This window comes from Nocardia sp. NPDC088792 (genome assembly GCF_044750615.1).
In the GTDB taxonomy this organism is placed as follows: domain Bacteria; phylum Actinomycetota; class Actinomycetes; order Mycobacteriales; family Mycobacteriaceae; genus Nocardia.
Genome location: NZ_JBIVKC010000002.1, coordinates 1,170,738 through 1,195,447 on the forward strand (window position 1 = coordinate 1,170,738; position 24,710 = coordinate 1,195,447).

Here is a 24,710-nt window from a genome sequence, read left to right on the forward strand (position 1 = left end):
CAAGTAAGGAGTCCTCAATGGCTGAGGCCGTCATCGTTTCGTACGCCCGCTCGCCCATCGGCCGCGCCGGCAAGGGTTCTCTGGTGAGCATTCGGCCGGACGACCTCACGGCTCAGATGGTCCGTGCGGCGCTGGACAAGGTGCCCGCGCTCGATCCCGCCACCATCGACGATCTCATCCTGGGCTGCGGTCAGCCCGCCGGTGAGGCCGGATTCAATATGGCCCGTTCGGTCGCCGTGCAGCTCGGCTACGACACCCTGCCGGGCGTCACGCTGAACCGCTACTGCTCGTCCTCGCTGCAGACCACCCGGATGGCCTTCCACGCCATCAAGGCCGGCGAGGGCGACGTGTTCATCTCCGCCGGTGTGGAGACCGTCTCGCGCTTCCCGAAGGGCACCTCCGACGGCTGGCCGGACACCCACAACGAGAAGTTCGCCGACGCCGAGGCCCGCACCGTCGAGACCGCGGAGACCAACGCCACCTGGACCGATCCGCGCGAGAACAACCTGCTGCCGGACGTCTACATCGCCATGGGCCAGACCGCGGAGAATGTCGCCACCTACACCGGCATCTCCCGCGAGGAGCAGGACCACTGGGGTGTGCGTTCGCAGAACCGCGCCGAGGAGGCCATCAAGTCCGGCTTCTTCGAGCGGGAGATCACCCCGGTCACCCTGCCCGACGGCACCATCGTCACCACCGACGACGGCCCGCGCGCCGGCACCACCTACGAGAAGATCTCGCAGCTGAAGCCGGTCTTCCGCCCGGACGGCACCATCACCGCGGGTAATGCCTGTCCGCTCAACGACGGTGCGGCCGCGCTGGTCGTCATGAGCGACACCAAGGCCAAGGCGCTGGGCCTGACCCCGCTGGCGCGCGTCGTCGCCACCGGTGTTTCCGGCCTGTCGCCGGAGATCATGGGCCTGGGCCCGATCGAGGCGGTCCGCAAGGTGCTGAAGAACGCGAACATGACCATCAACGATCTCGATCTGTACGAGATCAACGAGGCGTTCGCCGTGCAGGTCCTGGGTTCGGCCCGCGAGCTGAACATGGATCACGACAAGCTGAACATCTCCGGCGGCGCCATCGCCCTCGGCCACCCGTTCGGCATGACCGGCGCCCGCATCACCGCCACCCTCATCAACAACCTGCAGACCCAGGACAAGCAGTTCGGTCTGGAGACCATGTGTGTCGGTGGTGGCCAGGGCATGGCGATGATCATCGAGCGCCTGAGCTGATGCGTTTTACCTGAGACGTAATCGACTTCTTTCCCCTCGCACGGAAACATCAAGGGCAGCAAGCCATCCCTGATTTTTCCCGCGAGGGGAGGTGGTGTCCAACGGTCGATCGGTCTCAGGCTCGGCTACAAAAAAGAACGGGCGGGCATCGGAATCCGATGCCCGCCCGTTCTCTTGTCGCGTTGCGATTACCTGTTCTGGAAGTAGGACAGGAGACGCAGGATCTCGATGTACAGCCAGACCAGGGTGACGGTGAGGCCGAAAGCCACGCCCCAGGCGGCCTTTTCGGGCACCTGCGCGCGGATCATCTGATCGGCGGCGTCGAAGTCCAGCAGGAAGCTGAAGGCCGCGACACCGATCACCACGAGGCTGAAGATGATGGAGAAGGTGCCACCGTCGCGCAGGCCGAATCCGCCCGGGGTGAAGAAGGCGGCGACCAGGTTGCCGAGCATGAGCACCAGCACGCCGATCATGGCGCCGACGATCATGCGGGTGAGGCGCGGGGTGACGCGGATGGCGCCGGTCTTGTAGACCACGAGCATGCCGATGAACACGCCGAAGGTGGCGAGCACCGCCTGTGCGATCAGGCCGGAACCGCCGACGCCGCCGAACTTCACATTGGTGAACATGAACGACAGCGCGCCGAGGAACAGGCCTTCGAGCGCCGCGTAGCTGAGCACGATGGCCGGGTTGTTCTGCTTGCGGCCGAAGGACGCGATCATGGCCAGGGCGAAGCCGCCGAGGCCGCCGACGAGTACGAACAGCACGGCCAGCGAGTTGTTGGCCGAGGTGACCGCGTAGGAGATGATCGCGCCGAGGGTCACCACACCGAGCGTGATGCCGGTCTTGGTGACGACGTCGTCGATGGTCATCGGGCGGGTGGTCGGGACCGCGGGCTGGTACGGCTGCTGGCCGTAGCCGGGGTACTGCGGCGGCTGCTGACCGTACTGCTGGTTCGGGAATTGTCCGGCTCCAGGCCCGCCGAAGCCGGCGTAGCCGCCTTGCTGTGGCGTCAGGTTCCGGAAGACCGGGTTCGATGTGGAGCGCACTTGCGGTCCCTTTCTGGAGTCGCGGCGCACGTCGGTCGTGGCCTTTACTGCTACTCGTCCAACGCGCCGTGAACTGCGGGAGTTCCCGAATCACGTGCACACCGGACCTACCGGACTTTACCCGAGCTTTACCGTCGGTGCCCGCCTGTTGACGGCTTGCTAACCGAGGTGCGGCAGCACCTCGTCGGCGATGAGCTCGAGGTGCGCGAGATCACCGAGATCCAGGATCTGCAGGTAGACGCGGCTGGTGCCCGCGACTTCCTCGTAGTGCCGGATCTTCTCGACGACCTGTTGCGGGCTGCCGGCCAGGCCGTTGGCCTTCAATTCCTCGACGTCACGCCCGATGGCCGCGGCGCGGCGCGCGATATCGGCATCGCTCGCGCCGACACAGGCGACCAGGGCGCTCGAGAAGACGATGTCCTGCGGATCCCGGCCCGCGTCGACGGCGGCCTTGCGCACCCGGCCGAACTGGGCGGCGGTGTCCTCGGGCGACTGGAAGGGCAGGTTGAACTCGTCGGCGTACCGCGCGGCCAGGCGCGGGGTGCGCTTGGGACCGGTGCCGCCGATGATCACCGGAATCTTCGGCTGGGTGGGCTTGGGCAGCGCCGGGGAATCCGTGAGCGTGAAGTGCTGCCCCGCGAAGTTGAAGGTCTCCCCCGGCGGGGTGGACCACAGGCCGGTGACGATGGCCAGCTGTTCCTCGTAGCGCGGGAACTTGTCCGCCGGGAACGGGATGCCGTAGGCCTGGTGCTCGGCCTCGAACCAGCCTGCGCCGAAACCGAATTCGACGCGGCCGCCGGACATGTTGTCGACCTGTGCGACCTCGATGGCCAGCACGCCGGGGTGCCGGAAGGTGGCGGCGGTGACCAGGGTGCCAAGCCGGATGCGATGCGTCTCGCGGGCCAGGCCGGCCAGGGTGATCCAGGCGTCGGTCGGGCCCGGCAGGCCGTCGGCGTCACCCATCTTCAGGTAGTGGTCGGAGCGGAAGAAGGCGTCGAAGCCGAGATCTTCGGCGGTCTTGGCGACGGTCAGGAGAGTGTCATAGCTCGCGCCCTGCTGGGGTTCGGTGAAGATACGAAGGTCGATTCGTCCCATGCACCCATTGTTCAGGTCCGGTCGTGCAGCCCGCGCACCGACCGGGTCACCGTGAATTTCTTGTTGCGTCCGAGCACATCGGTGCGGCCGACCATCCGCTCCATGACGCCGCGGTAGTTGAGGTGGGTGTTGTAGACGGTCCACAGCTCCCCGCCGGGCCGCAGGACCCGGCCGGCCTGCTGGAACATCTTGATGGCCGATCCGGTGTGCACGGCCGCGCCGACGTGGAAGGGCGGATTGCAGAGCACGAGATCGGTGCTGTGGTCGGGTATCCCGGACATGGCGTCGTCGCGCAGCACGGTCACCCGGTCGGCAACCTCGTTGGCGACGGCGGTGGCGCGGGTGGAGGCGACCGCGGCGGCGGATTGGTCGGTGGCGGTGACCCGGATGCCGGGCCGCGCCTTGGCCAGGGCGACCGCGAGAATGCCGGTGCCGCAACCCAGATCGATGGCCTCGCGGGCGTCGGGTTTCATGCGCTTGAGGTAGTCGAGCAGGAAGCGGGTGCCGATGTCGAGGCGCGGGCCGGAGAAGGCGGCGCCGTGGGCGACCACTTCCAGGTCGAAGTCGTCGAGCCGGTTGCGTACCGGAAAGCGGGGCTCGCCAACGGTTTCGGGTTCGGCGGCGAGCAGGATGCGGGATTTCTGCCGGCCGCGGCTGGCGCGGACGGCGGCAAAGGATTCGGCGAGTACCTCGTTCATGGCGGGGGTGAGGTATTTGTCGCGGCCGCCGGCGAATACCTCGACGTCCGGCGCCGCGTATCGGGCAATGGCGTCGGCGGTTTCGGAAAGACCGGCGAGGGCGCGGGGCAGGCGCCACAGGACGACGCGCGCATTGTCGAGGAGTTTCGGGCCGAGGTCGTGCACGGTGAATCGATCGGATAAGCCGACAATTCGGGCGTTATTCGCCAATGCCAGCTCGCCGGTGAGTAAATCCTGATGCACGCGTACGCCGGACAGGTCATGTGCGGCAATGGCGCCCAGGGTCAGCGCGCCATAACCGTCGTCGATCACCACGACCCGATCGCCGCCCGCCGCGGCGAGCGACTCCGCTGCCGTATCCAGCAGTAACCGGTCGGCGGCGTCCACCGCGTAGAGGTTCACCGCCTCCACATCCGGATAGCGCCGCAACCGGCTCAGCACGTCTTCCATCTCGAGCACGCCATACAGTGTGCTAGATCATTGCCGCATCATCCTATTCGGCCGGTAATTGACAGCAGATTCTGCGCTGAGCGGGCCCGGCGTTATTCTGCGCCTTCGCAAACCATATGCCGACCTTGAACGGCGCGACCGAATAGCCGGATTGCTAACCCTTCGCCGGAATCTCGGCCGCCGCCTCTTCCGGCGCCCGGACATCCCGCGCGGGCATCATGGCCGAGGCCGCCACCATGATCAGCGCCATTACCGCCACCCCGATGAAGACCAGATGCACCGCCGAGGTCAGCGCCGCCGGCGCCGGATGATCGCCATGACCGATGCGGGAGTTCACCACCGCGCCGAACACCGCCACACCCACCGCGCTACCGATATTGCGGGCGAACATGTTCGTGGAGGTCACCACCCCACGCTCGGACCATTCCGCGCTGGACTGGGCCGCGATCAGCGTCGGACTCGCCACCAGGCCCATACCCAGGCCCACCACGAAACATCCGGCCGCCACCTGCAACAGCGTGGAATCCCGGTCCACCAGCAACAGGGTGGCCGCACCCAGGGTCGCCACCACGCTGCCGATCAGCGCGGTCTTGCGGAAACCTATGCGCAGGTACACCTTCCCGGCCTGCGAGGCCGAGACCGGCCAGCCGAGCGTCAGCGCGCCCACGGTGAGCCCCGCCAGCAGCGCCCCGCTGCCGAGCACGCCCTGCGCGAAGGTCGGCACATACGAGGTGAGCCCCAAGAGCACCGCACCCACCAGCAGCGACACCAGACTGCTCGCCACGATCACGCGGCGCGAGAAGATCCACAGCGGCAGAATCGGATTCGCCGCATGCTGCTCCACCCAGCCGAACACCACCAGTACCGCCGCGCCGGCCACGAACAGGCCGATGCTGATCCCCGAGGTCCAGCCCCAGGCCTGCCCGCCCTCCAGCAGCGCCAGAATGAGCGCGCCCGCGCCGGCGGTGAGCAGTCCCGCGCCGAGGTAGTCGATCCGATGCCGCTGCCGCGGCGCGCTTTCGGTGAACTTGCGCAGGATCATCCAGGCCGCCACCGCCGCCAGCGGCAGGTTGATCAGGAAAATCCAACGCCAGCTGACGTATTCGGAGAAGACGCCGCCGAGCAGCGGGCCCAGCACCGAGGAGGCGGCCCACACGCTGGCGAGATACGCCTGCACCTTCGCGCGCTCCTTGATCGTGTACAGGTCACCGGCGATGGTCATGGACATGGGGCCGACCGCGCCGGCGCCGATGCCCTGCACCGCACGGAAGATGATGAGCCCGACCATGCCGGTGGCGAGCCCGCACAGCAGCGAGCCGAGCGCGAACACCGCGATACCGAAGAGCATCACCGGCTTTCGGCCCAGCATGTCGGCGAGCTTGCCGTAGATCGGGACGGTCACCGCCTGCGCCAGCAGGTAGATGCTGAACAGCCAGGGGAACTGCGCGAAGCCGCCGAGCTGATCGGTGATGGTCAGCACGGCGGTCGCGATGATGGTGGAATCCAGCGCCACCAGCGAGGTGGCCAGCATGAGGGCGATGAGGACCGGCCCGCGCTCGGAGCGCAGGCCGATCGACGATTTCACTTCTGTTGCCGGCACGGCGATCCCTTCATCAGCACGACTCACTCGTTTGAGTCGAACGCCGGGAACGGATCTAAATTCCTGGGACGATCTACGGCCGGATCAGAGTGTGCCTCGCGTTGCGGATCAGAGAGTGGCGGCCAGCTCCCGCAGCACCGGCAGGCTCACCGAGCCCGAGCCCAGCACCACATCGTGAAATGCCTTGATATCGAAGGCCGCACCGAGCCGCTGCTGCGCCTGCGCCCGCTGCCGGCGGATCTCCTGCTGCCCCACCTTGTAGGCGACGGCCTGGCCCGGCATGGCGATATAGCGGTCCACCTCGGTGCGAATCTCGTCCAGCCCCACCGGCGCATTGGTCACCATGAAATCGATGGCCTGCTGCCGGCTCCAGCCCTTCGCGTGCAGCCCGGTATCGACGACCAGGCGGCAGGACCGCCACGAGTCGGCGGCCAGCATGCCGATGCGAGCGAGATCGTCCGGGTACAAACCCATTTCGTCCGCCAGCCGCTCGGTGTAGAGCGCCCAGCCCTCCACGAAGGCGGTATTGGCGAAGGACATGCGCTGGAAGCTGGGCAGCTGGTCCAGCTCGTTCGCGATGGTGAGCTGCAGGTGATGCCCCGGAATGGCCTCGTGATAGGCGACCGCGGCCGTCTCGTACCGATTGCGGCCCTTGGGTTCGTGCTGATTCACGAAGTAGGCGCCCGGCCGGGAACCGTCGGCGGCGGGCGGGAAGTAGTACGCGGCAGGCGCATCCGCGGCCAGGAACTCCGGCACCGGCAGAATGTCGCAGGATTGCCGCGGCAGCCGCCCGAACCAGTTGCCCATCTCCGCCTGTGCCGCGGCCAGATAGCGCCGCGCGTCGACCATGATCTCCTCACCGTCGCCGTAGCGCAGCGCGGAATCCTCCCGCAGCCGGGCGAAGATCTCGGTCAGGTCGGTGAGACCGAACAGCCGGCCGCCGACCTCCGCGTATTCGGCGCGCAGCTTGTCGAGTTCGTCGAGGCCGAGCTGGTGGATCTCGTCCGCGCCGAGATCCGGCAGGGTGGTGTGGGTACGCAGCAGGCGGCGGTAGATGTCCGCGCCGTCCTCGCCCAGCCAGCCCAGGCCCGGCTTGTCGTCGGGGCGGGCGGCGGGCAGCAGTTCGTCGCGCAGCACATTCCGGTAGGCGGTGAAGGCGGGGCGGATGACCTCGCGGGCGACCTCGGCCAGCTCTGCGCGCCACGCGGTTTCACCGTCCCAGTCCGCCGGGCCGGGGAAGGTGACGAAGGGGTCGGTGGCGATGTCGGAGGCCAGGTAGCCGTCCAGCTGATTGAGCGAGCGCTCGATGGCGATGCGGGCCGGGGTGCGCCCGGCGGCCAGCCCGGCGCGGAAACGCTCGGCCGCCTGCGTCAGCAGCGTGCCGAACTGCCGGAAGCGCAGCACCAGCTTCTCGGCGTTCTCGGGTGCGGGGGCGTTCAATTGCGGGGCCGCGGTGAGCAGCTCGGCGTGCACGCCCGTCATCTGATCGGAGGCAAGCTCCACCGGCCGCCATTCCAGATGTGCGACGGCGCCGGACAATTCATTGCGCAGCAGGCTGCGGGTGGTGCGGTCCTGCGCGTTCAACACTGCCGGATCGAGGGCGTCGACCTCGGCGAGCAGGGCCCGGTACTTGCCCAGCTGTCGCTCCTCGGCCTCGACCGACAGATCCTCGATGCGATCGTCGAACCGCCTGTCCCCCAACAGCGTTGCCAAACTAGGCGCGGACTCCAGCAGGGCGTCCCAATACCGATCTGCGAGTGTGATGAGTTCCTCGTGCGCGTCCATGGACTCAATCATGCCCGGGACCACCGACGCCTGCGCGGGACCAGCGCCGCGGCGGCATCGGAATTCGCATGAGGTCCTCGGCCACCACGATCTCGCCGTCGAAGAAGGTCCGGGCCTCCTCCAGGTGATCGTCGAGTGTCCGGTAGCGCTGCGAGAAGTGGGTGAGGACCAGGGTCCGGGCGCCGGCCCGCGCGGCCACCAGGCCCGCCTCGCCGGCGGTCAGGTGGCCGAATTCGGTGGCCAGGTGGCCGTCGGCATCGAGGAAGGTGGCCTCGATGACGAGCATGTCGACGCCGCGGGCCAGTTCGTGCACGCCGTCGCAGAGCCGGGTGTCCATCACGAAGGCGAAGCTCTGGCCGCGCCGCGGTTCGCTCACCTCGTCGAGGGTGATGACGCGGCCGTCCACCTCGACCTCGCCGTCGCGCTGCAATCGGCCCACCACCGGACCGGACAGCCCGAGCTCGCGCAGGCGTTCGGGCAGGATGCGCCGGCCGTCCGGTTCGGTCAGCCGATAGCCGAAGGCCTCGACCGGATGCGAGAGCCGCTCGGTGCGGAGGGTGAACGGCGCGGCGGGCGCCTCGAGCTCGCCCGGCTCGGCGATGGGGTGCGGGCGCAGCTCGCCGGTCTGGTGATAGGCCGTGGAATGGCACAGGCGCTGATAGAACTGTTCCCCTGAGGCCGGGTAGTAGACGTCCACCGGATGCGGTACCCGGTCGAGGCTGATGCGCTGGACGACTCCGGCCAGGCCGAGACTGTGGTCACCGTGGAAGTGGGTGATGCCGATGCGGGTGATGTCGGTCGCCGACACACCCGCGTAGATCATCTGCCGCTGCGTGCCTTCCCCCGGGTCGAAGAGCATCCCTTCGCCATCCCAGCGCAGCAGGTAGCCATTGTGATTGCGCTGCTTGGTCGGTACTTGGCTGGCCGTTCCGAGGATGACCAGTTCGCGCTGTGACACGGCCGTCAGGCTACCGCCCGGTGGTGAGCGCCCGCGTCGGCGAGCCGGGCGCGTCGATAGAATGACCGCCGTGGTCGGACAACAGGCAGCTGGCACCCGGTATCTCCGGGCCCTGGGCCTGTTCGCGCTGCTGGCCGGTTTGGTGGCCATGCACTCGCTGGTCATCGGCATGAATCACGAAGGCTCCGGCCATCGGGAAATGAGCTCGCAGACCGTTGTCGCGGCGGTCATGAGTGAGCATCGGGACATGTCCGCACCGGCGTGTGCGGGCAGCGACTGCGGCAGTGGGCACGCCGGCATGCACGGCTGCCTGTTCGTGCTCTCGGCGCTGCTGTTCCTGCTCGGCCTGGCGCTGCTGGCGTGGGTCGGCCTGCGGCGCGGCGATCGTCCCCTGATGAAGGTTCGGCAGGCACGGCCGCATCGTGCCCGGCCACCTCCGTGGACCGTGCTCACGCTCTCCGAATTGGCGATTCTCCGAATCTGATGGGTCGCGGGTTTCCGCATGCCCTTTTCACGATTCCGATCAATTACCAAGGAGTACAAGCATGTTCAACAGCCGTACGAAAATTGCCCTGGTGGCACTCACGTCTCTCTTCGCGGTGCTCGTCGCGGGATGTAGTAGCAGCAAAAGCGATTCGCCGACCTACAACGACGCCGATGTGAGCTTCCTGCAGATGATGTATCCACATCACGCCCAGGCCGTCGATATGGCGAAGATGGTGCCGAGCCGCTCCCGGAACCAGGAACTCATCACCTTGGCCAAGAGTGTCGAGAACGCTCAGGCGCCCGAAATGCAGCAGATCGCGAAACTGCTGGAATCCTTCGGCAAGCCCGCGCCCAGCGCGACCATGGATCACGCTATGGCGGGCATCATGACGCAGGATCAGATGACGAAGCTGGCGAGCCTGTCCGGCCCGGATTTCGACAAGATGTGGATGCAGATGATGATCGAGCATCATCAGGGCGCGATCGATATGTCGAACACCGAGTCGAAGAACGGCACGAATGCCGATGCGAAGGCTCTCGCGCAGTCCATCGTGACCGCGCAGCAGGGTGAGATCGATCAGATGAACAAGATGCTCGCCCAGAGCTAGGCCCCGAAATGTGAAGGGGGTGCGCCGAATCCGGCGCACCCCCTTTTCGCATACAGCGCTAGCTGCCGATCACCGCGTTCATGATCGTGCCAGCGCTGGTGGCGGTCGCGCCGCCGATCATGGCTCCCGCCACCATCTTCGGCGACTCGAGCCCGCCACCACTCCACTTCTCCCAGGCGAAGCGGCCACCGCCGTAGGTGATGGCGGTGACGCCGGAAAGCATGGTGAACCAGGTGAAGTAGCGGACCAGCTTCATCAGTTTGTCGGCCACCGGAGGCGTCTCCGGGGTCGGGTTGCCGATCTGCGCGAGAACGTGGGTATACGCATCGTGCACGGCGAGGAGCATGCTCACGATCGGTTCCTCTCGGATGCTGAAACGGTGCTGACGGGGCGGAACTTGTGGCACAACTCTCACTATTCAGAGCAATTGAACACCAGTCCGCGGTGTGTCATAGCGAAGACACACCACCAGCACCGAACTCGAGCAGCCGATCAGCTACCTGTTTTGGCCAGTTTCGAATGCCGCCGGCCGTAGGCGAAGTACACCAGGAACCCGATCAGCATCCAGATGACGAACCGCAGCCAGGTCTCCACCGCCAGGTTGAACATGAGCCAGGCACAGGCCAGCACCGACAGGATCGGGACGAAGGGCACCAGCGGCACCCGGAAGCCGCGCTTCAGATCCGGCCGCGACCTGCGCAGGATGATCACGCCGATGGACACCAGCACGAACGCGAACAGCGTGCCGATATTGACCATCTCTTCGAGCGTGCCGAAGTCGACGAAACCGGCCAGCACCGCGCAGATGACGCCGACGATGGCGGTGATGCGCACCGGCGTGCCCTTGGATCCGGTGTGCGCCAGCTGCCGCGGCAGCAGTCCGTCGCGGGACATGGCGAACAGCACGCGGGTCTGCCCCAGGAACAGCACCATGACGACCGTGGTCAAACCGGCCAGCGCGCCGATGGAGATGAGGTTCTTGGCCCATGTGACGCCGTGAATGGCGAAAGCCGTTGCGAGCGTGGCATTGTCGCCCTGCAGATCGGTGTAGGGCACCATGCCGGTGAGCACCAGCGACACCACCACGTAGAGCACGGTCACGATGGCCAGTGAACCCAGAATGCCGCGCGGCACATTGCGCTGCGGGTCCTTGGTCTCCTCGGCGGCGGTGGCGACCACGTCGAAACCGATGAACGCGAAGAACACGATGGACGCCGCGGCGAGCAGGCCGTACCAGCCGAAGTGGCTGTTACCGCCACCGGTCACCAGCTGGAACAGGGTCTGCTGCAAGGTGTGTGACCCGCCGCTCCCGGCATTCGGCTCCGACGGCGGAATGAACGGCTTCAGGTTGGACGCCTTGAAGTAGGTCGCGCCGACCACGACCACCAGCACGATGACCGCCAGCTTGATGGCGACCGCGACGGCCGACACCCGCGAGGACAACTTGGTGCCCAGCGCCAGCAGCACGCCCAGAATCACGATGAGCCCGGACGCGCCCCAGTCGAAGGAGTGCGATCCGAAGTGCCACAGCGGCTGATGCCCGTTCAGCAGCGTGCCCAGATACTGCGACCAGCCCTTGGCGACAACCGAAGCGCCGAGCGCGAATTCGAGGATCAGGTCCCAGCCGATGATCCACGCGATCAGTTCACCGAAGGTGGCATAGGAGAAGGTGTAGGCGCTGCCCGCGACCGGCACGGTCGAGGCGAACTCGGCGTAGCAGAGGGCGGCCAGCCCGCAGGCGATGGCGGCGAAGACGAAAGCCAGCGACACCGCGGGTCCCGCGGTATTGCCGGCCGTTCGCGCGGTGAGGGTGAAGATACCCGCGCCGACCACGACGGCGACGCCGAAGATGGTCAGGTCCCAGGACGTCAGGTCTTTACGAAGTTTGGTGTCCGGCTCGTCGGTATCGCGGATGGACTGCTCGACGCTTTTGGTGCGGAACAGTCCGGTGGTGCGTGCGGGAGGAGGTGCGACGGCTTCCCGCTGGGAGTCCGATGGCGCCACGGTTTCTCCTATGTCTGGCTCTCGGCAACAATGCAGTTCAGCGCCGGTCGGTCACCGTCGGGCTACCGATCGGTACGCCGTCGCTGGTGGCCGGCAGACAGACTCGCTGGTTCCAGCCCCGTCACTGCGCGCGGGCCCCTTGTGGGGTCCGAGTTGTCGGCGTCACACCGAACCGTATCACCCAACTGGTACGAACCAGTCAGCTACTGGATGGACAACATTCACCCGGAGGTCCACGGCGGAAGGTATGCCGAGGATCTCCCGGTCACCACAGGGTTCCCGTTAGGGTTCAAGGTATGCCCTTCGGGGGAGAGCGCACCGGACATGATCCGCAGGCTCTGGATCGCATGCTGGCGCGTGCCCACTGGGTCCGGGTCCGGGAGATGCGCGGCGATTCCACCCCGCTGCTCGAGGAACGCGACCCGGTTGCCGTGCAGGCGCTGCGCGCGGCCCTGCGCATCGCGGATCTGCCTGGGTTCGTCTGTATGTGCTGGGGCGATGTGGCCCTCGACTTCCTGGCCGCCGACGGCCGGCCGGTCACCACCGTGACCCTGCACCACGGATATTCACTGCGCTGGGACGGCTGGCCGCAGGACGCCGTGCTCGCCGACGGCGTGCGTTCCCTGGAGTGGCTCGCGGTCCGCGGCGTCACCGGACCGCTGCGGGAATTCCACGCCGCCGCGCACCGCCAAGCCGAATCCGACCGCATCACCCGCCGCTGGGTGACCGAGATTCCCGAACCCCTCGCGATCTACGCAAACCTGTTCCTGGACACCACCAAATCCGGCAACGGCCTGACAGAAGCCGACCTGATCGAGATCCGCGAACACCTGGCAACCGCCTACCCCGACCCGATCACCCGCATCCTCACCCTCTTCACCTGGTCCGCGGCCGGCACCGGCGCCTACACGGGTTACCCTGTCCACGAACGCATTCCGGGCCAATTCCTCGACCTCGAGGACCGCGCCGACTTCGCCCGCGCCGTAGACCTGGCCGACGATCGAGCCACCACCGGCGCAGTCCGCTACTTGATCAGCTGGCACACCAGAAACCGCATAGCCCACCTACTGACGGCCCTCTCCCCCACCTCCCAGCGCAAAATCCTGCTGCACGCCCGAGACGCCGAATCCCGCCGCTGGCTCCAACGCCGCATCGCCCGACTACGGTGAGATCAGCGATTGGAAAGTCCCTTGCGGGCATCCCCGACTCCGCGGATTAGCCTTAGGGCATGGTCGACTTTCCCCAGCACAATGTGGGCGCGAAGTTCAAGGGCAAGCGGATCGGATACTTCCGGGAGGCAGCCGGGTACGAGCGCTACCGGAGCGCCTATGTGGACGGCTTCGGGCTGTTGCCCGCGGTGCGTGAGTCCGTCGACATTCCCACGCGTTTCGGGACGGTGCGGGCCTATCGGTTCGGGGAGGGGGACGGGACGCCGCTGGTGTTGTTGCCGGGGCGGCAGGCGGCCACGCCCCTGTGGGCGTCGAATCTGCCCTCGTTGATCGGGGTGCGGCCGGTGATCACGCTGGATCTGCTGGGTGAGCCGGGTGCGAGTGTGCAGTCGGAGCCGCTGACCGATGCGGCGGATCAGGCGGCTTGGCTGGATGAGGCGTTGCGGGCGCTGGAGTCGCGGCCGGTGCATGTGCTGGGTGTGTCGATCGGTGGCTGGGCGGCGGTGAATCTCGTTGTGCGGCATCCGCAGCGGGTGGCGTCGGTGGCGATTCTGGATTCGCCGTTCGTGTTCGGCGGCGTGACGTGGAAGATGATCGTGGTGTCGCTGGGTTCGGTGCTGCCGGGCATGCCGGACAAGTGGCGGAATCGGCTGCTGAGCTGGATCGCCGGTGGCGTGCAGGCGCCCGCGGAGCTGCCCGAGGGCCGGCTGATCGCCTCGGGCATGCGGGATTTCGCGGCGTACCTGCCGATGACGGATCGGCCCGCCAAGGACCAGCTCGCCGCGATCGCGGTGCCGTTCCTCGGGATCTTCGCCGGGCGCAGCATCGTGCATCGGGCGAAGAAGATTGCGAAGGTGGCGCGGAAACTGGTGCCGGGTGCGCAGATCGAGGTGTGGCCGGAGGCCTCGCACGCCATCAATGGCGAGTTCCCGGAGGAGATCGCGGCGCGCATGAAGCAGTTCCTCGACGAGGCCGACACCGCGAAGGGCGCCTAGGGCACGAGCACCGCGCGACCGCGGATCTGCCCCTTGTCCAAGCGGGCGAAGGCTTCCGGGCCTTCGGTGAGGTCGTAGCGTTCGACCTCCAGGTGGATTTTGCCCGCCTGCGCGAGTGCGACGCAGGCGTGCAGGTCACTGCGGGTGCCGCCCAGCGACTTTCGCACGGTCGCACCCCAGGGCAGGCCGGGTCCGCCGGCCGGTCCGGCATTGATCTCGGGCGGGGTGCCGCCGCCGATGCCGACCATGCAGTAAGCCCCGTTGGGCGCAACGGATTCCACGGCCAGTTTCGCGGTGGAGTCGATGCCGACGAAGTCGAAGACGGCGTCCGCGCCGCGGCCGCCGGTCAGGTCGAGCAGCTGTTTCGCGGTGTCGTCGCCGGCGAGCATGCCGAGGTCCGCGCCGCAGGCGGTGGCCAGGTCCAGTTTCTCCCGGGTCACGTCGACGGCGATCACGCGCACGCCGCTGATGGCGCGCAGGATCTGCACCGCGACATGCCCGAGCCCGCCGATGCCGATGGCGAGCGCGGTTCCTCCGGGCCGCAATTGCTTCTTGGCCCCGCGAATGGCGTGGTAGGCGGTGAGGGCGGCGTCGGCGACGGGTGCGGCCTGCAGGAAGTCGAGGTCGCCGACCGGCACGAAGGTGGTGGCCGGGATGCGTACGTATTCGGCCATACCGCCTTCGATGGTGAGGCCCGGGCAGGGCGGCATGGCGACGCGTCCTGCTGCGAGGCAGACGTTTTCATTGCCGCTGACGCATTCGCGGCAGACGCCGCAGGTCCAGAAGAGGTAGACCAGTCCGCGTTCGCCGACCTCGCGTCCGCTCACGTCGGAGCCGACCGCGGCGATGGTGCCGGCGATCTCGTGGCCGAGGGTCAGCGGATCGTCGCGCAGTTTGTACGGGAAGTTGACCAGGGTGAGGTCGGAGTGGCAGACGCCGGCGGCGCCGACCTGGATGAGGAGGTCATTGGGCCCGATGTCCGGGACCGGAATGTCGTTGACGGCAATGGTTTCCGGACCGGTCCACTGGAGTGCTCGCATACTGGATTTCCTCACGAGAAATTGTGATCTGCCGCACACCGTAGCATTCGCTATACACTACGTCCAGCGAGTGACGGAATGTCTATCGATCTTCCCGAAAGCTACCCCCAGGACCGAGACTCGAATCTAGGCTGGCGTCCCATGAGTGCTGCTGTACCGCACCAACCACGCATCGCCATCGTGGGCGCCGGCATCTCCGGCATCGCCACCGGCGTCGCGCTGCAACGGGCGGGCTTCACCGAATTCACCATCTACGAGAAGGCCGGCGACTACGGCGGCACCTGGCGCGACAACACCTATCCCGGCCTGTTCTGCGATGTGCCGTCGCGCTATTACCAGTTCACCTTCGCGCTGAATCCCGAATGGTCCCAGCTGTATTCACCGGGCTCGGAAATCAAGGACTATCTGGCCGGGGTCGCCCGCCGGCACGGCCTGCACCACCGCACCCGCTTCCACGCCGAGATCGTCGCGGCCGAATTCGAGGACGACGGCTGGCGCATCACCACCGGCGACGGCGCCGTCGACCACGTCGATTTCCTCCTGTGCGCCACCGGTTTCCTGCATCACCCGAATCGGCCGGATATACCGGGGCTGGACGAATTCGGTGGCACCGTCATGCATTCCGCGCGCTGGGATCACAGCGTGGACCTGACCGGGCAGCGGGTCGGCGTGATCGGCACCGGTTCCACGGGCACCCAGCTGGTGTGCGCGCTCGCCGGTGCGGTGCCGGAACTGGTGCTGTTCCAGCGCACTCCGCAGTGGATCCTGCCGACCGTCAATCGCGCCTATTCGCGCGTCGCCAAGAGCGTGTACCGGTGGCTGCCCGCCCTCGGGCGTCTCCCCTACGCCCTGAATCGCGCCTTCTTCGCGGCGTTTTCGCAGGGTCTGGTGCATCCCGGGCGGATCCGCAGGTTCATCCAGTGGGTGGTGGAACGCAACCTCGCCTCCGTCGAGGATCCGGAGCTGCGGCGCAAACTCACCCCGGACTATCAGGCCATGTGCAAGCGGCTGGTGGTGTCGGACCGGTTCTACACCGCGATCCAGCGACCGGATGTCGACCTGGTCACCAGCGGTATCGAGCGGGTCGAAAAGGATGCCGTGCGCACCGCGGACGGCGTCCGGCACGAGCTCGACATCCTGATACTGGCAACGGGTTTCGACGCGCACGCCTATATGCGGCCGATGGCCGTCACCGGGACGGGCGGCCACACCCTCGACGAGGCGTGGGCGGACGGCCCGCGCGCCTTCGAGGGCTCCATGATGCCGGCCTTCCCGAACCTGTTCATGCTGGTCGGACCGCATTCACCGGTCGCCAATCATCCGCTCACCGCGGTGGCGGAGGCCCAGTCCGCGCGCATCGTGGAATGGTTGCGGCGCTGGCGCGCGGGAGAATTCACCACGATCGAGCCGACCCGGGCCGCCGCCGACCGCTACAACGCCCGCATGCGCGCCGCCGCGCCCGACACCATCTGGAGCACGGGCTGCCGCAGCTGGTACCTGGGCAAGGACGGGCTGCCCGAACTGTGGCCGTGGAGTCCCCGCCGCTTCGAGCAGATGGTCCGGAGCACACCCGAGCTGGTGGATTACCGACTGGGTCAGCGCGTATCGAGCGAGAAGTGAGAAAGCTTTGCTGATTTCCCTGTGGCGCTTCCTGTCCCGGCTGACCGGAACCTGGTGGTTCGCACCCGCGCCGGACTGGCCGCAGGTGCGGCGGCGCGTGGTGACCACCGTCCGCTTCTCGCGCGCCCCACGGGGTGTGACCGTGGCGAACGCGAGCCTGGGCGGCGTCCCCGTCGAAACCCTCACGCCCATCGGCGCACCCGCGGACGCGGCGGTGCTGTACCTGCACGGCAGTGGATTCGTGATCGGCGCGCCGGAGATGGTGCGGCCGCTCACCGGCGCGCTGGCGGCGGCCATGCGGACCACGGTGTACGCGGTGGATTACCGGCTGGCTCCGGAGCATCCGCATCCGGCCGCCGTCGACGACACCCTCGCCGCCTATCGGGCGCTGCTGGATCGCGGCATTCCGGCGGAACGCATTGCGGTGGCCGGTGATTCGGCGGGCGGCACCCTCGCGCTGGATCTGGCGCTGCTGCTGCGCGATCGGGGGCTGCCCGCCCCGGCGGTGCTGGGGCTGATCTGCCCGGTGCTGGATCTGTCCTCGGATTCCGAGGCGCTGCACTGTGATCCGAGCCGGGAGCCGCTGCTCACCCCGGAACTCATGATGATGTTCATGGACGCCTATCTGCCCGGCCGGTCCGAGGAGCAGCGCCGTGCCCTGTCCCCGCTCTATCGGGATATCACCGGACTGCCGCCCATGCTGCTGCACTCGGCGGGGGACGATCTGCTCGCCGGGGATGCTCGCCGCTTCGCTGCCTATGCGGCGAAATCCGGTGCCCCACTGCGGCATCACGAGTATCGCGGGCTCTGGCATGTCTTCCACGCCCTCCCGATCCCGCAGGCCCGGGAGGCGGTCGCGGATCTCGCGCAGGGGCTGAGCGACCGCGTCTACGGTCACCGCACGGGATATCGCGCCACGCCCTGAAGTCAGAGGGTCCCGATGCCGGCGAGGATGAGGTCGATGCCGGCGCGGAATTGCTCGCGGTCGTCGTGCTCGGCCAGCTGCGCGGCCACCCGATGCAGGAACGGGTACTTCGCCGGGCCGAGCCGCGTCCACTGTTCCGCGACACCCGCGAGGAAGGCCGATCGATCGGTCTCGCGGCCGAGCAGCCGGGCGCCCGCGGCGTACTGGCCCGCGAGCCCGAGGATGTAGTTGACGAGCGCGGAGGCCGCGTCGAACTGCGCCGGTTCGGGGACGCCGAGCGCCTGGAGCTGCCCGCCGATGCCGTCGAAGATCCGCAGCACCGCGGGTTGCCATGGCTCGCCGGAGAGTTGGGCGCCCACCCACGGATGTGCGTCGATCGCGTCGAACACCCCGAGGGCGATGGCCCGGATCGCCGCCCGGGGTTCGGCGCCGCCGACGACCCCGGCCAGGGCGCGGGCGATGACCTCCTCGGCGACCGTGGCGAGTAGGTCATTCTTGTTATCGACGTGCCAGTAGATCGCTCCGGCGCCCGTTGCCAGGCGGGCCGCGAGCGCCCGGAAGGTGAGGGCGCTCTCACCCTCGGTATCGAGGATCTCCATCGCGGTCTCGACGATCCGCTGCTTGGACAGCGCGTCCGAGCGTCGTTCGGTGCGCTGTGTCCTGTTCGCCATGAAATCCATCTTGACATGCCTGGAACGTTGTTCCAAACTGGATTCATGGAACGTCGTTCCAGTAATTCTTCGAGAGGAGCAGGACCATGCAGACACCCGTCACGATCGTCGGCGCCGGCCTGGGCGGACTCACCCTCGCCCGCGTCCTCCACGTCCACGGCATCCCCGCGACCATCTACGAGGCCGAGCCCTCCGCCGCCGCCCGCACGCAGGGCGGCCAGCTCGACATCCACGAATACAACGGTCAGCTTGCCCTCGCGGCGGCCGGGCTCACCGAGGAATTCCGCGCACTCATCCACGAAGGCGCCGAGGCGTCACGCATTGTCGACGAGCACGGAAAGGTGCTGCTCGACGACCAGACGGCCGGCAGCCACGGACGCCCCGAGATACTCCGGGGCGATCTGCGGCGCATCCTCATCGACTCCCTGCCCGACGGGACGATCCAGTGGGGGAAGAAGCTCGCCGGTGTCGCGTCCCTCGGAAACGGCCGCCACGAACTGACATTCGCGGACGGCACGACCGTGCGGACCGAACTCCTGGTGGGCGCGGACGGCGCCTGGTCGAAGGTCCGCCCGCTGCTGTCGGATGCGAAACCCGAATACGTCGGCATCACCTTCATCGAGACCTACCTGCACGACGCCGATGAGCGGCACCCCGCGACGGCCGCGATGGTCGGCGCTGGCGCGCTGTACGCGGGCGCCCCCGGCAAGGCGATCAACGCACACCGCGAGGCGGGCGGCATCCTGCACACCTACATCCAGCTGCAGCGCCCCGCCGCATGGATCGACGCCATCGACTTCACCGACTCCGTCGCCGCGAAGGCGCGCATCGCCGCCGAATTCGACGGCTGGGCACCGGAACTCACCGACTTGATCACCGCCGGCGACACCCCGTTGACCCCGCGCCCGATCCACACCCTCCCGAACGAACACCGCTGGACCCGCGTCCCCGGCGTCACCCTCCTCGGCGATGCCGCACACCTGATGCCCCCGTCCGGCGAGGGCGCCAACCTCGCCATGTTCGACGGCTCCCGACTCGCCGAGGCCCTCGCCGCCCACCCGGACGACCTGGAGGCAGCCCTCACCGCCTACGAGGAGCCGATGTTCCTCCGCGCCGCGACCGAGGCCGTCGACGCCCACGAAGTCCTGGACCTCCTGCTCGGCGACCACGCTCCCTTCTCCCTCGTCGACTTCTTCGCCGCCGCCGTGTGAATCCTTGCGAGCGAACGGTGAAGGGCAGCGAGCGGCGGGCGATCACCGGCGGTCAGCCCGAGCGCTCCTGTGCGACGCGGTCATTGCGGGAAGCGCGGCGGTAACTGCCCGGGGCGATGCCGTATTCGCGTTTGAACGCCTTGGCGAAGGCGAATTCCGAGCTGTAGCCGGAACGTTCGGCCACGGCGGCCAGGGGCGCGTCGGTTTCGCGGAGCAGCCGCCCGGCCGCGGTCATGCGCCAGGCGGTGAGGTAGCTCAGGGGCGGTTCGCCCACCACGGTGGTGAAGCGTTTGGCGAAGGCCGCGCGCGAGAGGCCGGCCACGCTGCTGAGTTCGTCGACGGTCCAGGGGTGGGCCGGGTCGGCGTGGATGGCGCGCAGGGCGGGTGCGAGGTTGGGGTCGGTGACCGCGGCGCTCCAGCCCTTGGCGCGGTCGGCGGTCATGCCCTGGTACCAGGCGCGCATGATCTGCAGCAGGAGCAGATCGGTGAGCGCGGCGATGATGCTGTCGCTGCCGGGCCCCGGATCGTCCATCTCGGCGGTCAGCTGGCCGACCGCGATCCGCAGCGCGGGCTGCTGATCGGCCACGGCCAGGCAGATGATCTCCGGCATGCCGGCCAGTAGCGGATGCTGCCGCGTGATGTCGAGTTTGTATGCGCCGCAGGCCAGCACGGTGCGCGGGCCCGGACCGTCCTTGAACAAGCCACAGCCCTCGACGAATTCGTCCCGCGGGCTGTCCACGGACACCCGCTGGTCCACCGATTTCCCGGCGATCGACAGTTGCCGGATGTAAGAGCTGCCGTCGATCCGGTTCTCGTCGAAATCCTCCGGGGCCAGCCGGGCATCACTGCCCAGGGTGTGGCCGCTGCCCTGCCGCAGGAAGACGATATCGCCGGTATCGAGATGCACGGGCGCGCCGCCGTCGTGCGGAACCAGCAGGCAACTGCCGTGCAGCACCACGTGGAATCCGGCGCCCGAGATGGTCGGGAAGCGCATGCTCCAGGGCGCGCGAGCGTCGGTGCGGGTGGACACGGCGGTGCCGGTGCGCAGGGCGGTCAGGGCGTCACTGAATACATCCACGAGGTACCTCGCGCATCGGAAGACGGTGGGACAGAAAGGCGAGCTCTTCGAGCATTCAACAACGTCGGCCGCAAATCTAACGTTGCTCGAAGTTGCACCGGATCGCTCGCAGAAGGAAACGAAACATCATGTCTCTCAACGGAAAGAACGTCATCGTCATCGGCGGCACCTCGGGCATCGGGCTGGCCGTCGCGGCCCGCGCCGCCGCCGACGGCGCCGTGGTCACCGTCGCGTCCAGCAGTCAGGATCGGATCGACGCCGCCTTGAAAGAACTCCCGGACACCGCCCGGGGAGCCCGGCTCGACGTGACCGATGAGGCCGCTATCGCCGAATTCTTCGGCACGCAAGGCGAATTCGACCATCTCGTCTATACCGCCGGTGAGGCGCTGCTGCTCGCACCGATCGATGCGATCAGCGCCGCGCAGGCGGACGCGTTCTTCGGCATCCGCTACCGGGGCGCGTTCCTGGCCGCCAAATACGCTGCGGCACACGTGCGCAGCGGCGGCTCCATCACCTTCACCTCGGGCACCGTGGCCACTCGCCCCGGTCCGGGCACCGCCCTGCCCGCCAGTGTCACCGCGGCCGTGGAGGGACTCACCCGCGCGCTGGCGGTCGAGCTGGCGCCGGTGCGGGTCAATGCGGTGCGGCCGGGTCCGGTGCGGACCACCCTGTGGGATGGCACGGTGCCGGATCCGCAGGCCGTGTACGACGATTTCTCGGGCCGAATCCCGGTGGGGCGCATTGCCGATCCCGATGAGATCGCCGCCGCCTACGCGTATCTGATCGGGAATCACTTCACCACCGGCACCGTGCTCACCGTGGACGGTGGCACCGTACTGGCGTGAGGTGTCCGGCAGCCGGTCAGGCGAAAGCGCGGACGACGAGCGGGACCACGAATTCCTCCAGCATGGTCCGCTCCTCGTCCTCGTCGCGTCCGGGGGAGGACAGCAGGGACACGATGATGCGGGTCAGCCACCGCGCCAGCCGGCCGCGCTCGGCCTCGGTGAGTTCGGTGGAGGTGAACAACGCTGCCGCAATGGATTCGATGACCTCGGAGTCCTGGCTGATGCGGCCCGCCGGTCCGGCCTCACCGGCGCGGAACCAGGCGATGAGCATGGGGTCGGCGCGCACCGCGCGCACCGCGCCGAGCATGGCCGCCACCACCCGCTCCCCCGGATCCGCGATCTCCCCGACGGCGCCGAAGAGCTGCGCGGCGATGCGGCGGGTCTCGCGGTGCACGAAGGCCACCCGCACCGCCTGCCGGTTCTCGAAGTAGCGGTAGAGGGTGGCGCGGGAGCAGCCGGCCGCCTTGGCGATATCGGCCATGCCGACGGCGGTCACGCCGTGTTCGGCGAAGAGCCGGGCCGCCGCGTCGAGGATGCGTTCGGCGGCGAGATCGGCGCGATCGTCGGCCAGCCAGTCCCGGCTCATGGCTGCTCCCTTCGGTTCCGGGCGAGCCTAGGCCACGGCCCGGAACGGGACGGAGACGGGCCAGCGCACGTAGTTGCCGTGCGTCCAGGTGACCAGGTCGAGGTCGACGGTGAAGTCGGGGCAGCGGGCGAGCAGTTCCTCGAGCGCGACCCGGGCCTGCATGCGGGCGGCGGCCGCGCCCAGGCAGTGGTGGTGGCCGTGACTGAAGGTCATGATGCGCTTGGGGTTGCGGCGCACGTCGAGTTCGGCCGCGGTGGGCCCGAATTCGCGTTCGTCGCGGTTGGCTGATCCGTAACAGAGCAGGACGCGGCGGCCCGCGGGGATGGTGACGCCGTGTAGTTCGACATCGCGGGTGGCGGTGCGCGCCAGGCCCTGCACCGGTGAGGTCATGCGCAGGAATTCCTCGACCGCGTCCGGAATGAGCTGCGGGTTCTCGATGAGGATGCGGCGCTGGTCCGGGTCGGCGGTGAGCAGTTGCACCGCGCCGCCGAGGTTTCCGGTGGTGGTGTCGTTGCCGCCGGTGATCATGGTGAAGGCGAAGCCGAGGATGGCGACGAGCCCGTCATTGTCACCGTCCGCGCCCAGGCCGGAGGCCAGCAGGTGCGAGATGGTGTCGTCGCCGGGTTCGGCGCGGCGGCGGGCGATCAGTTCCGAGAAGTAGCCGACCAGTTCGCCGACGGCCGTGAGCGCCTCCTGGCCGCCCGATTGGATGCCGGCTCCGGCGACCGCGCCGCCCACGATGGCCTCGGTCCACTTGTCGAAGTGGCCCCGATCCCGTTCCGGCACACCGAGATAGTGCGCGACCACCATGGTGGGCAGCGGCTTGAACAGTTCGGCGACGATGTCGCCGGTGCCGGCGGACCGCAGTCGTTCGATGCGTTCGATGACGAACTCGCGCACGGCGGGTTCCACCGAATTCACCTGTCGCGGCGTGAATCCCGGGGCGACGCGGCGGCGGAAGTCGGTGTGCTCGGGCGGGTCCATGAAGACGAAGGGCCGGTGCTGGCCGACGCCCGCGGCCTCGAGGCCGATGTAGTCGACGGTCAATCCGGCGGCGGAGGAGAAGGTCCCGGGGTCGCGGGCGGCCGCGTAGACGTCGGCGTGCCTGGTCAGCACGTAGAAGTCGTCGGATTCCCGGCCTTCCGGGACGGCCCGGTGTACCGGGTCGTGGTCGCGCAGTGCGGAATACATGGGCCAGGGGTCGCGCCAGGTCTCGCCGGACCGTAGCTCGAATCGGACCGCATGAGACGCCATTGAACTCATGAACCGACGGTAAGACAAAAGTACTGAAGTGTCTAGAACCTGTTTCAGGTCAGATCTTGCGATACCCCGGATGCACACCGACCGCGAGCCCCTGATCTGCGGCGATACGAGCGAGCAGGGTGGAGAGCTGGCGATGCTCCTCCTCGGTCAGCGACCGGGTGAGGTGCGCTTCATGCTCTTTGGCCACCGCGCCGACCTTGCCCAGCTGTTCCCGCCCCTGTTGCGTCAGATACAGCGCGTGCAGGCGGCGATCGTCGGGATTGGGCCTGCGTTCGATCAGCCCGCGCCGCTCCAGCTCGTCGGCGAATTTCACGAACCGGCTGGGCGGCATGCCGAGCTCGTCGGCGAGCTCCCGCTGACTGCGACCGGGCTGCACGATCAGGATCCGCAGCAGTCCGGCTTGCGCCGGGTTCAGGTCCAGAGCGGCCATCCGCTCCCCGAACCGCATGGCGGCATGCGCTCCGACCTGCGTCAACAGGAATCCGACCGCGTCCGGCATCCGGCGGGGCCCCTCGTTCATATCCACGGCGCAATCGTATCACCGGGTAAACGATAGACACTTGACAATCGTTACAAGTTGTAATCATTATTTGAGCAGTACGGTTCATCGAAACCAAGGATCGCCACCATGAGCACCGCCACCGTCAGCCCCGGCACCAAGCGGCTCGACACCGCCGCCCTCTTCCCCACCGCCGCCTTCGCCGTCCTCACCATCGCCTACGTCGCACTCAATGCCGGCACCCCGCATCCGGACGCCACCGGCGCCGAGGTGCTGGCCTACACCACCGCGCACCACGGGGTCATCGACGCCGGCGCGCTGCTCATCCTGCTGGCGGGCGCGCCGCTGGCCATTGCGACCGCACTGCTGCACCGGGTGCTGGAGACGCCGCCGATCGCGGTCATCGGCGGGGCGCTGGCCTCGGCGGCGCTCACCCTCAGCGCGCTGTTCGCCTGGACCGGCGCCCGACTCCCCGCCACCGCCGCACCGGAACTGGCGCGCAGCATCGCCGATATGGGCTACATGACCGGCGGGCCCGCCTTCGCCGCCGGATTCGGGCTACTGGCCGTGGGCATTTCGATTCCGGTGCTCTTCGGCCGCAACCTGCCCCGCTGGGTCGGCTGGTTCGGACTGGTCATCGCCGTCGCGGCCTTCGTCTCCGGGCTGGCGCTGGTCGCCTCCCCGTTCGGGTTCCTGTTGCCGGTCGTCCGCTTCGGCGGCCTGATCTGGCTGGTCGCCACCGCGATTGCCGCCGCACGGCGCTGAATCTCCGCCGGCCCGGCTCGATTTCCTCCCGCATCACCGAATCTCCACCCGCACTCCATTTTTCGAAAGGTTCAC

The 24,710-nt window shown here is 67.9% G+C and carries 24 protein-coding genes; 10 read left to right on the forward strand and 14 right to left on the reverse strand.

What is annotated here, in order from left to right:
• Positions 1–17 precede the first annotated feature (17 nt).
• Positions 18–1,235, forward strand: coding sequence for an acetyl-CoA C-acetyltransferase (locus tag ACIP5Y_RS14625; protein ID WP_400350381.1), 1,218 nt, complete (start codon positions 18–20; stop codon positions 1,233–1,235).
• A 188-nt stretch (positions 1,236–1,423) separates the two neighbouring features.
• On the opposite strand, the gene ACIP5Y_RS14630 is transcribed toward ACIP5Y_RS14625, so the two are convergent.
• From ACIP5Y_RS14630 to ACIP5Y_RS14655, 6 genes are all read right to left on the reverse strand, one after another.
• Complete coding sequence (locus ACIP5Y_RS14630) at positions 1,424–2,284, reverse strand: Bax inhibitor-1/YccA family protein (protein WP_400350383.1); 861 nt, start codon at positions 2,282–2,284, stop codon at positions 1,424–1,426.
• 159 nt (positions 2,285–2,443) lie between these two features.
• Complete coding sequence (locus ACIP5Y_RS14635; RefSeq protein WP_400351279.1) at positions 2,444–3,370, reverse strand: LLM class F420-dependent oxidoreductase; 927 nt, start codon at positions 3,368–3,370, stop codon at positions 2,444–2,446.
• Between the two features lie 20 nt (positions 3,371–3,390).
• A complete protein-coding gene (locus ACIP5Y_RS14640; RefSeq protein WP_400350385.1) occupies positions 3,391–4,536 on the reverse strand; it encodes a class I SAM-dependent methyltransferase in 1,146 nt (381 codons plus the stop codon).
• Positions 4,537–4,681: 145 nt separating this feature from the next.
• The gene (locus ACIP5Y_RS14645) at positions 4,682–6,133 is read right to left on the reverse strand and encodes an MDR family MFS transporter (RefSeq protein WP_400351280.1); all 1,452 of its coding nucleotides are present in this window, start codon (positions 6,131–6,133) and stop codon (positions 4,682–4,684) included.
• Positions 6,134–6,235: 102 nt separating this feature from the next.
• Entirely contained in the window at positions 6,236–7,912 is a 1,677-nt protein-coding gene (locus tag ACIP5Y_RS14650; protein WP_400350387.1) for a DUF885 domain-containing protein, read from the reverse strand.
• Between the two features lie 4 nt (positions 7,913–7,916).
• Entirely contained in the window at positions 7,917–8,870 is a 954-nt protein-coding gene (locus tag ACIP5Y_RS14655) for a ribonuclease Z (RefSeq protein WP_400350389.1), read from the reverse strand.
• Positions 8,871–8,940: 70 nt separating this feature from the next.
• On the opposite strand from ACIP5Y_RS14655, the gene ACIP5Y_RS14660 reads away from it, so the two are divergent.
• Both ACIP5Y_RS14660 and ACIP5Y_RS14665 read left to right on the forward strand, forming a co-directional pair.
• Entirely contained in the window at positions 8,941–9,354 is a 414-nt protein-coding gene (locus tag ACIP5Y_RS14660; protein ID WP_400350391.1) for a DUF6153 family protein, read from the forward strand.
• 91 nt (positions 9,355–9,445) lie between these two features.
• Positions 9,446–9,964 (forward strand): DUF305 domain-containing protein, encoded by a 519-nt coding sequence (locus ACIP5Y_RS14665; RefSeq protein ID WP_400350393.1) that lies wholly within the window; start codon positions 9,446–9,448, stop codon positions 9,962–9,964.
• Between the two features lie 58 nt (positions 9,965–10,022).
• Here ACIP5Y_RS14665 and ACIP5Y_RS14670 read toward each other — a convergent pair whose 3' ends face one another.
• Both ACIP5Y_RS14670 and ACIP5Y_RS14675 read right to left on the reverse strand, forming a co-directional pair.
• Positions 10,023–10,310, reverse strand: a complete 288-nt coding sequence (locus ACIP5Y_RS14670) for a hypothetical protein (RefSeq protein WP_400351281.1) — start codon at positions 10,308–10,310, stop codon at positions 10,023–10,025.
• 146 nt (positions 10,311–10,456) lie between these two features.
• On the reverse strand, positions 10,457–11,968 hold the full coding sequence (locus ACIP5Y_RS14675) for an APC family permease (RefSeq protein WP_400350395.1): 1,512 nt from the start codon (positions 11,966–11,968) through the stop codon (positions 10,457–10,459).
• A gap of 296 nt (positions 11,969–12,264) precedes the next feature.
• Between ACIP5Y_RS14675 and ACIP5Y_RS14680 the strand changes: the two genes are divergently transcribed.
• Together ACIP5Y_RS14680 and ACIP5Y_RS14685 are read left to right on the forward strand one after the other, a co-directional pair.
• Positions 12,265–13,137, forward strand: a complete 873-nt coding sequence (locus tag ACIP5Y_RS14680) for a hypothetical protein (protein ID WP_400350396.1) — start codon at positions 12,265–12,267, stop codon at positions 13,135–13,137.
• Positions 13,138–13,196: 59 nt separating this feature from the next.
• On the forward strand, positions 13,197–14,132 hold the full coding sequence (locus ACIP5Y_RS14685) for an alpha/beta fold hydrolase (protein WP_400350397.1): 936 nt from the start codon (positions 13,197–13,199) through the stop codon (positions 14,130–14,132).
• On the opposite strand, the gene ACIP5Y_RS14690 is transcribed toward ACIP5Y_RS14685, so the two are convergent.
• On the reverse strand, positions 14,129–15,172 hold the full coding sequence (locus ACIP5Y_RS14690; RefSeq protein ID WP_400350399.1) for an NAD(P)-dependent alcohol dehydrogenase: 1,044 nt from the start codon (positions 15,170–15,172) through the stop codon (positions 14,129–14,131). The two genes, ACIP5Y_RS14685 and ACIP5Y_RS14690, sit on opposite strands and share 4 nt — an antisense overlap.
• Before the next feature lie 141 nt (positions 15,173–15,313).
• On the opposite strand from ACIP5Y_RS14690, the gene ACIP5Y_RS14695 reads away from it, so the two are divergent.
• Both ACIP5Y_RS14695 and ACIP5Y_RS14700 read left to right on the forward strand, forming a co-directional pair.
• Positions 15,314–16,792, forward strand: coding sequence for a flavin-containing monooxygenase (locus tag ACIP5Y_RS14695; protein ID WP_400350401.1), 1,479 nt, complete (start codon positions 15,314–15,316; stop codon positions 16,790–16,792).
• Positions 16,793–16,799: 7 nt separating this feature from the next.
• On the forward strand, positions 16,800–17,717 hold the full coding sequence (locus tag ACIP5Y_RS14700; protein WP_400350403.1) for an alpha/beta hydrolase: 918 nt from the start codon (positions 16,800–16,802) through the stop codon (positions 17,715–17,717).
• Between the two features lie 2 nt (positions 17,718–17,719).
• On the opposite strand, the gene ACIP5Y_RS14705 is transcribed toward ACIP5Y_RS14700, so the two are convergent.
• Positions 17,720–18,388 carry a TetR/AcrR family transcriptional regulator gene (locus ACIP5Y_RS14705; RefSeq protein ID WP_400350405.1) on the reverse strand — a complete coding sequence of 223 codons (669 nt, stop codon included), beginning with the start codon at positions 18,386–18,388 and terminating at the stop codon, positions 17,720–17,722.
• An 86-nt stretch (positions 18,389–18,474) separates the two neighbouring features.
• Between ACIP5Y_RS14705 and ACIP5Y_RS14710 the strand changes: the two genes are divergently transcribed.
• On the forward strand, positions 18,475–19,599 hold the full coding sequence (locus ACIP5Y_RS14710; RefSeq protein WP_400350406.1) for an FAD-dependent oxidoreductase: 1,125 nt from the start codon (positions 18,475–18,477) through the stop codon (positions 19,597–19,599).
• 52 nt (positions 19,600–19,651) lie between these two features.
• Here the strand turns inward: ACIP5Y_RS14710 and ACIP5Y_RS14715 are convergent, their stop codons facing one another.
• Positions 19,652–20,677, reverse strand: a complete 1,026-nt coding sequence (locus ACIP5Y_RS14715; protein WP_400350408.1) for an AraC family transcriptional regulator — start codon at positions 20,675–20,677, stop codon at positions 19,652–19,654.
• Positions 20,678–20,805: 128 nt separating this feature from the next.
• Here ACIP5Y_RS14715 and ACIP5Y_RS14720 point away from each other — a divergent pair, with 128 nt between their 5' ends.
• Complete coding sequence (locus ACIP5Y_RS14720; RefSeq protein WP_400350409.1) at positions 20,806–21,522, forward strand: SDR family oxidoreductase; 717 nt, start codon at positions 20,806–20,808, stop codon at positions 21,520–21,522.
• Positions 21,523–21,538: 16 nt separating this feature from the next.
• On the opposite strand, the gene ACIP5Y_RS14725 is transcribed toward ACIP5Y_RS14720, so the two are convergent.
• Genes ACIP5Y_RS14725 through ACIP5Y_RS14735 form a run of 3 tightly spaced genes read right to left on the reverse strand, consistent with a single transcriptional unit; the run spans position 21,539 to position 23,891 of the window.
• Complete coding sequence (locus ACIP5Y_RS14725; protein WP_400350411.1) at positions 21,539–22,108, reverse strand: TetR/AcrR family transcriptional regulator; 570 nt, start codon at positions 22,106–22,108, stop codon at positions 21,539–21,541.
• A 27-nt stretch (positions 22,109–22,135) separates the two neighbouring features.
• Positions 22,136–23,371, reverse strand: a complete 1,236-nt coding sequence (locus tag ACIP5Y_RS14730; RefSeq protein WP_400350413.1) for a cytochrome P450 — start codon at positions 23,369–23,371, stop codon at positions 22,136–22,138.
• Positions 23,372–23,420: 49 nt separating this feature from the next.
• The gene (locus ACIP5Y_RS14735) at positions 23,421–23,891 is read right to left on the reverse strand and encodes a MarR family winged helix-turn-helix transcriptional regulator (protein ID WP_400351282.1); all 471 of its coding nucleotides are present in this window, start codon (positions 23,889–23,891) and stop codon (positions 23,421–23,423) included.
• 108 nt (positions 23,892–23,999) lie between these two features.
• On the opposite strand from ACIP5Y_RS14735, the gene ACIP5Y_RS14740 reads away from it, so the two are divergent.
• Positions 24,000–24,635: a DUF4386 domain-containing protein gene (locus ACIP5Y_RS14740; RefSeq protein ID WP_400350415.1), complete on the forward strand. Its 636-nt coding sequence runs from the start codon at positions 24,000–24,002 to the stop codon at positions 24,633–24,635.
• Positions 24,636–24,710: the final 75 nt, after the last annotated feature.